General features: G+C 71.9%; 7 protein-coding genes. 5 read left to right on the top strand and 2 right to left on the bottom strand.

Features of this window, described 5'->3' with window-relative positions:
* From ACM2XV_RS11395 to ACM2XV_RS11380, 4 genes are all read left to right on the top strand, one after another.
* The coding region (locus tag ACM2XV_RS11395) for a molybdopterin cofactor-binding domain-containing protein (protein WP_487027004.1) at positions 1-515 on the top strand (515 nt) is incomplete at its 5' end.
* A gap of 33 nt (positions 516-548) precedes the next feature.
* Positions 549-1,892, top strand: a complete 1,344-nt coding sequence (gene allB / locus ACM2XV_RS11390; protein WP_487027003.1) for an allantoinase AllB — start codon at positions 549-551, stop codon at positions 1,890-1,892.
* Positions 1,892-2,758 carry a factor-independent urate hydroxylase gene (gene pucL, locus ACM2XV_RS11385; protein WP_344773643.1) on the top strand — a complete coding sequence of 289 codons (867 nt, stop codon included), beginning with the start codon at positions 1,892-1,894 and terminating at the stop codon, positions 2,756-2,758. Before allB ends, pucL begins: the two co-directional genes overlap by 1 nt.
* Positions 2,755-3,258 (top strand): nucleoside deaminase, encoded by a 504-nt coding sequence (locus ACM2XV_RS11380; RefSeq protein ID WP_487027002.1) that lies wholly within the window; start codon positions 2,755-2,757, stop codon positions 3,256-3,258. Before pucL ends, ACM2XV_RS11380 begins: the two co-directional genes overlap by 4 nt.
* Before the next feature lie 6 nt (positions 3,259-3,264).
* On the opposite strand, the gene uraH is transcribed toward ACM2XV_RS11380, so the two are convergent.
* The gene (gene uraH / locus ACM2XV_RS11375; protein WP_487027001.1) at positions 3,265-4,092 is read right to left on the bottom strand and encodes a hydroxyisourate hydrolase; all 828 of its coding nucleotides are present in this window, start codon (positions 4,090-4,092) and stop codon (positions 3,265-3,267) included.
* 36 nt (positions 4,093-4,128) lie between these two features.
* Here uraH and ACM2XV_RS11370 point away from each other — a divergent pair, with 36 nt between their 5' ends.
* Complete coding sequence (locus tag ACM2XV_RS11370; RefSeq protein ID WP_487027000.1) at positions 4,129-4,707, top strand: nucleotidyltransferase family protein; 579 nt, start codon at positions 4,129-4,131, stop codon at positions 4,705-4,707.
* Here ACM2XV_RS11370 and ACM2XV_RS11365 read toward each other — a convergent pair.
* On the bottom strand, positions 4,708-5,932 hold a 1,225-nt coding region (locus ACM2XV_RS11365; RefSeq protein ID WP_487026999.1), incomplete at its 5' end, for an allantoate amidohydrolase. It lies immediately after the preceding gene.

Here is a 5,932-nt window from a genome sequence, read left to right as displayed (position 1 = left end):
AGGTGACGCAGAAGGCGAGCAACGACGGCACGCCGCGCTCGGTCGCGTTCAATGTCCAGGGATTCCGCGTCGCGGTCTCTCGGGCGACGGGAGAGGTGCGCATTCTGCACTCGGTGCACGGCGCCGATGCCGGCACCGTCATCAACCCCGAGCAGCTGCGCGGGCAGCTCGAGGGCGGGGTGGCCCAGGCGATCGGGTCCGTGCTCTACGAGAACCTCATCGTGCGCGACGGGGTGGTCGAGACACCCGTGCTGCGGCAGTACCACATCCCGCAGTACGCCGACCTGCCCTACACCGAGGTGTTCTTCGCCGACACGTACGACCTGCTCGGGCCGCGCGGCGCCAAGTCGATGAGCGAGGCGCCGTACAACCCCGTCGCCCCCGCACTCGCGAACGCCATCAGGGACGCCATCGGCGTGCGGCCGACCACCACGCAGCTCACGCGCGACGCGGTGTGGGCTCTCGTGAACGGCGCCGACGGTGGTTCTTCCGCCGGCCGGGTCGCACCCCTGTAACCAGCGCGCAATGAGCGACCGATTAGATGAGCTATGGCCGTCTACGACACCGTGCTCCGAGGGCGCATCATCACGCCCGACGGCGAGCGCGACGCATCCCTTGCCGTTGCGAACGGGCTGATCGCGGGCATCTTCGAACCGGACGCCGAGCTCGAGACGCGGGTCGACCGCACGCTCGCGGCCGACGAGGTGCTCCTTCCGGGCCTCGTCGACACCCACGTGCACGCCGACGAGCCGGGCCGCACCGAGTGGGAGGGCTTCGCGAGCGCGACCGCCGCGGCCGCGGCAGGCGGCGTCACGACCATCATCGACATGCCGCTCAACTCGATCCCGCCGACGACGACCCTCGCCGCGCTGCGCGTCAAGCAGGCCGCCGCACGCGATCAGGCGGGCGTCGACATCGGCTTCTGGGGCGGCGTCGTGCCCGACAACCTCGGCACGGGTGAGCTGCGCGCGCTGCACGACGCCGGTGTCTTCGGCTTCAAGTGCTTCCTCGCCGAGACCGGGGTCGACGAGTTCCGGCACCTGACGCAGGAGCAGCTCGAGCAGGCGGCGCGCGAGCTCGCGGCGTTCGACGGGCTGCTGCTCGTGCATGCGGAGGACGCGGACCACCTGCACGACCATCGCGGCGGGGGCGACTACGCGGGCTATCTCGCCTCGCGCCCCGACGAGGCCGAGCGCGCGGCCGTCGCGCGCGTCATCGACGTCGCCCGCCGCACCGGCATCCGCGCGCACATCGTGCACGTCTCCAGCGCGACCGCGCTGCCCCTGCTGCGCGCCGCGAAGGCCGACGGCGTGCGCATCACCGCCGAGACCTGCCCGCACTATCTCACCCTCGCGGCCGACGACGTCGCCGATGGCGAGACGAGCTTCAAGTGCGCGCCGCCGATCCGCGAGCGCGCGAACCAGGACGCCCTCTGGGCCGCCCTCGCCGACGGCACGCTCGACATCGTGGTGAGCGATCACTCCCCCGCGACGGTCGAGCTGAAGACGCGCGATCACGACTTCGCCCGCGCCTGGGGCGGCATCGCCGGCCTGCAGCTCGGTCTACCCGCCGTGTGGACGCAGGCGCTCGCCCGCGGCGTCCCCCTCGCTCACGTCGTCGACTGGATGTCCGCCCGCACCGCCCGGTTCGCGGGACTCGCCGGCCGCGGCCTCATCGCCCCCGGCGCCCGTGCCGATCTCGTCGTGTTCGCCCCCGACGCCGCGTTCACCGTGGACGCGGCCCGGCTCAGGCACAAGAATCCGATCACGGCGTACGACGGGCGCGAGCTGCGCGGCGTGGTGCGCCAGACGTGGCTGCGCGGCGCGCCGGTCGGCGAGCACCCAGACAGCACCGCACCCGCGGGCGAGCTCATCACCCGGAAGGAGAGCTGATGTACACCCTCAGCGCGAACCAGTACGGCAAGGCCGAGATCCACCTCGTGCGCATCTACCGCGATTCCCCGCGGCACGAGATCAGGGACCTCACCGTCACCACGTCGCTGCGCGGCGATTTCGAGGATGCCTACACGACGGGTGACCAGTCGAAGGTGCTGCCCACCGATACGCAGAAGAACACGGCGTTCGCCTTCGCGAAGACGCACGGCGAGGGCGCCGTCGAGGACTATGCGCTCGCCCTCGGCCGGCACTTCGTCGACAACGACGAGTTCGCGCGCGAGGCGACCATCGAGGTTCTCGTCGATGGGTGGGACCGCGTCGTCGTCGGCGGCGCCGAGCACGAGCACACGTGGGTGCGGCGCGGGCCCGAGCGGCGCACCGTGCGCGTCGACGCCGTCGGCACGGGCGACGACCAGCGGCTCGAGGTCACGGGCGGAGTCACCGACCTCGTGATCCTCAAGTCCACCGGCAGCGAGTTCCACGGCTTCCACAAGGACGAGTACACGACGCTCGGCGAGACCGACGACCGCATCCTCGCGACGTCGATCGACGCCGCGTGGCGCTTCGGCACGTTCCCTGCCGACTGGGATGCCGCGTTCGACGCGGCGCGCGCGGCCCTCGTCGGCACCTTCGCCACCTGGCACTCCCTGGCCCTGCAGCAGACCCTGTGGCAGATCGGCCAAGCCGTGCTCGACGCCGTGCCCGAGCTCGCCGAGGTGAAGCTCGCCGCGCCGAACAAGCACCACTTCCTGTATGACTTCAGCCGCTTCACCGTGGAGCCGCCGATCCCGAACGACAACGAGGTGTTCCATGCCGACGACCGCCCCTACGGCCTCATCGAAGCGACGGTGACGCGCTCATGACCCAGGATGCCGCGGCGCAGCTGCGCCGCGCCGACGACCTCTACTGGCTGGGGGCCGCCGTGCGCCTCGCCGAGCAGAACGTGCGCGACGGCGGCGGCCCCTTCGGGGCGATCGTCGTGAAGGACGGCCAGCAGGTCGCCGTGGGGCAGAACCGCGTCACGCGCGACAACGACCCCACGGCGCACGCCGAGGTCGAGGCGATCCGCGCGGCCGGTCGCGCGCTCGGCACCTTCGACCTGAGCGGAACCATCCTGTACAGCTCGTGCGAGCCGTGCCCCCTGTGCCTCTCGGCCGGCCTCTGGGGGCGTGTCGAGCGCATCGTCTTCTCGGCGAACAAGATGGATGCCGCCGCGGCGGGCTTCGACGACCACGAGTTCTACGAGCTCATGGCCACCCCGCGCGACGGCTGGACGCTTCCCGTCGTGCGGGAGCTGCGCACCGCCGACGCCTCAGAGCCGTTCGAGCTGTGGGGCCGCTTCGACGGCAGGGTCCGCTACTAGGTCGGCTCAGCTGCCGCGATACGTCGAGTAGCCGAACGGGCTGAGCAGCAGCGGAATGTGGAAGTGCTCGTCGACCGACCACACCTCGAAGTCGACGACGATCTCGGGGAAGAACGAGACGGCGTCCTGCGTCGCGAAGTACGCCGCCGTGTCGAACACGACCCGGTAGCGCCCCGCCGGCACCTCGGCCGGCCCGAGCTGATCGATGCGGCCGCTGTCGTCGGTCGTGCCCCGGCCGAGCTCGTGCCACTGCCCTTCCGAGAAGGCGTCGAGCCTGACGGGCACGCGCGGCGCAGGTCGGCCGCGCGCCGTGTCGAGCACGTGGGTGGTGATCTGGCTGCGAGCGGGACCCTCGGGCAGCGCCACCGCGTTGAAGAAGGTGCGCAGACGCAGCTCCATGATCTGGCGCGCCTGCTCGATGGCCGTCGCGAGCTCGGTCTCGGGGTCGAGAGCGAGACGACGACGCAGCTCGATGAGGATCTCGGCGCGCGTGCGCCCCGCGGCGCGGATCAAGAAGACGCGACCGAACTTCGCCTCGTACTCGCGGTTGCCCTCGGCGATGCGCAGTGCGAGCTCGGCGTCGTCGGCGTCGGGCGCGGCCTGCTCGGCCTCAGACATCCGATCGCCCTGCTCTCCGATGCGAGGGTGCTGCGCGAGCGCCTCGTCGAGCTCGGCCTCGGTGAGCGGCGTCGCCAGCTCACGCGCGTGCTCCACGAGCGCGTCGACGTCGTCGTATGGGGCGCCGGCGAGCATGCCGTCGACCCAGCGCCTGACGCCCAGTGCGTCGGCGACGACGGGTTCCAGCTCGTCGGCGGTGATCGGGGTTCCGGCCATGAGCGACCTCCTCGCAATGCCGCTATAACCTTATCTATGGCTGTCGTCTTCCCCTCCGCCGGCGTGGTCCTCGCCGCCGGCGCAGGCACGCGCTACGGGGTTCCGAAGGCGCTCGCTCGCGCGGCAGACGGCACCCCGTGGGTGCAGCTCGCGGCCGAGAGGCTGCTCGACGGCGGCTGCTCTCAGGTGACGGTCGTGCTCGGCGCCTCCGCCGCAGAGGCGAGCGAGCTCGTGCCGCGCGACCCGCGCGTGCACACGGTCGTCGAGTCCCATTGGACCGACGGCATGGGAACGTCTCTGCGGGCGGCGATGCGGCATCTCGAGGCATCCGCCCCGCCCTCGGTCTCGGCCGCCGCGATCACGCTCGTCGACCTTCCCGACCTGCCCGTCGCGGTCGTGAAGCGCCTGCTCAGCGGCGTCAAGATCACGAGCCTGCGGCAGGCGGTGTTCGCCGGCCACCCCGGGCACCCCGTGATCGTCGGGCGCCAGCACTGGGCCGACTTCATCGGCACGCTGCACGGGGACTCGGGCGGCCGCGGCTATCTCGTCGATCACGGCGTCGACGAGATCGAGGCGGGCGACCTCTGGTCGGGCCGCGACGTCGACGTGCGCTAGTCAGCTCTGCTGCCGGGCGAGCTCGCGCACGGCAGCCAGGAACGCGTCGAACGCGAGCGCGACGTCACCGGGCGCGACGATCTCGTCCGGACTGTGGCTCACCCCGTTCCGGCCGTTGCGCACGAAAAGCATGCCGATCGGCGCGACGTCCGCCACCGCCATCGCGTCGTGGCCTGCGCGCGACCACAGCGTGAGCGGGTCATCGATGCCCGCGGCACGGATGCCGGTCTCGACGGCCTCCATCAGCTCGTCCGCGCAGGCGACGCCGTCCGCGCGGTAGAACTCGGTCGCCGACCAATCCAGATCGCGGATCGCCGCGATCTCGTCCGCCGCCACCTGGATCCGCGCCCACGCGTCGTCGCGGTCGTCGTCGAGTTCCGCGCGCAGGTCGAGGGTGAGCTCGACCTTCCCGGGGATCACGTTGACCCCGCCCGGGTACGCCTGGAGTTTCCCGACCGTCGCGATCACGTCGAGGTCCTGGCCGATCCGCTCGATCTCGACGACGAGCTCGGCCGCGCCGACCAGCGCGTCGCGGCGCAGCTCATAGGGAGTGCCGCCCGCGTGCCCCGCGTGCCCGGCGATCTCGAGCGCGAAACGCCGCGCCGAGGCGATCGACGAGACGACGCCGAGCGGCACGCCTGCCCGTTCGAGATACGGCCCCTGTTCGATGTGCGCCTCGAGATAGGCGACGAGATCACGCGGCCGGCGCGCGGCGTCACCGATGTTGCGGGGGTCGAGGCCGAAGGCGACGGATGCCTCGCGCAGGGTCGTCCCGTCGCGGTCCGCGTACTCCCACCACGCCTCGTCCCATGCGCCGGCGAAAGCCCGCGATCCCGAGAGGGCGTTGCCGAAGCGGGTGCCCTCCTCGTCGCTGAAGGCGACGACCTCGAGGGCGAAGGGCAGGGAACCGGGCGAGTCGGCGAGCGACCGCGCCACCTCGATCGCGAGCAGCACACCGAGCGGCCCGTCGTACTTCCCCGCGTCGGGAACCGTGTCGATGTGCGAGCCGAGCACCACGGCCGGAAGGTCGGGCGAGGCGCCCTCGAGGCGCCCGCACACGTTGCCCGCGGCGTCCGTCCACACCGCGAGGCCGGCCTCGCGCATCCAGCCGGCGACGAGCTTCGCCGCGCGGCGGTGCGCCTCGCTGAGGTGGGTGCGGGTCAGGCATCCCTCGACCTCGCTGATGGCGCCGAGCTCGTCGGCGCGCGCCATGATGCGCTCGGCG

The organism is Gryllotalpicola sp. CP2-P1, assembly GCF_057512245.1.
Note: the sequence above shows the minus strand (reverse complement) of the source record. Positions and strands in the feature narration are given on the sequence as shown.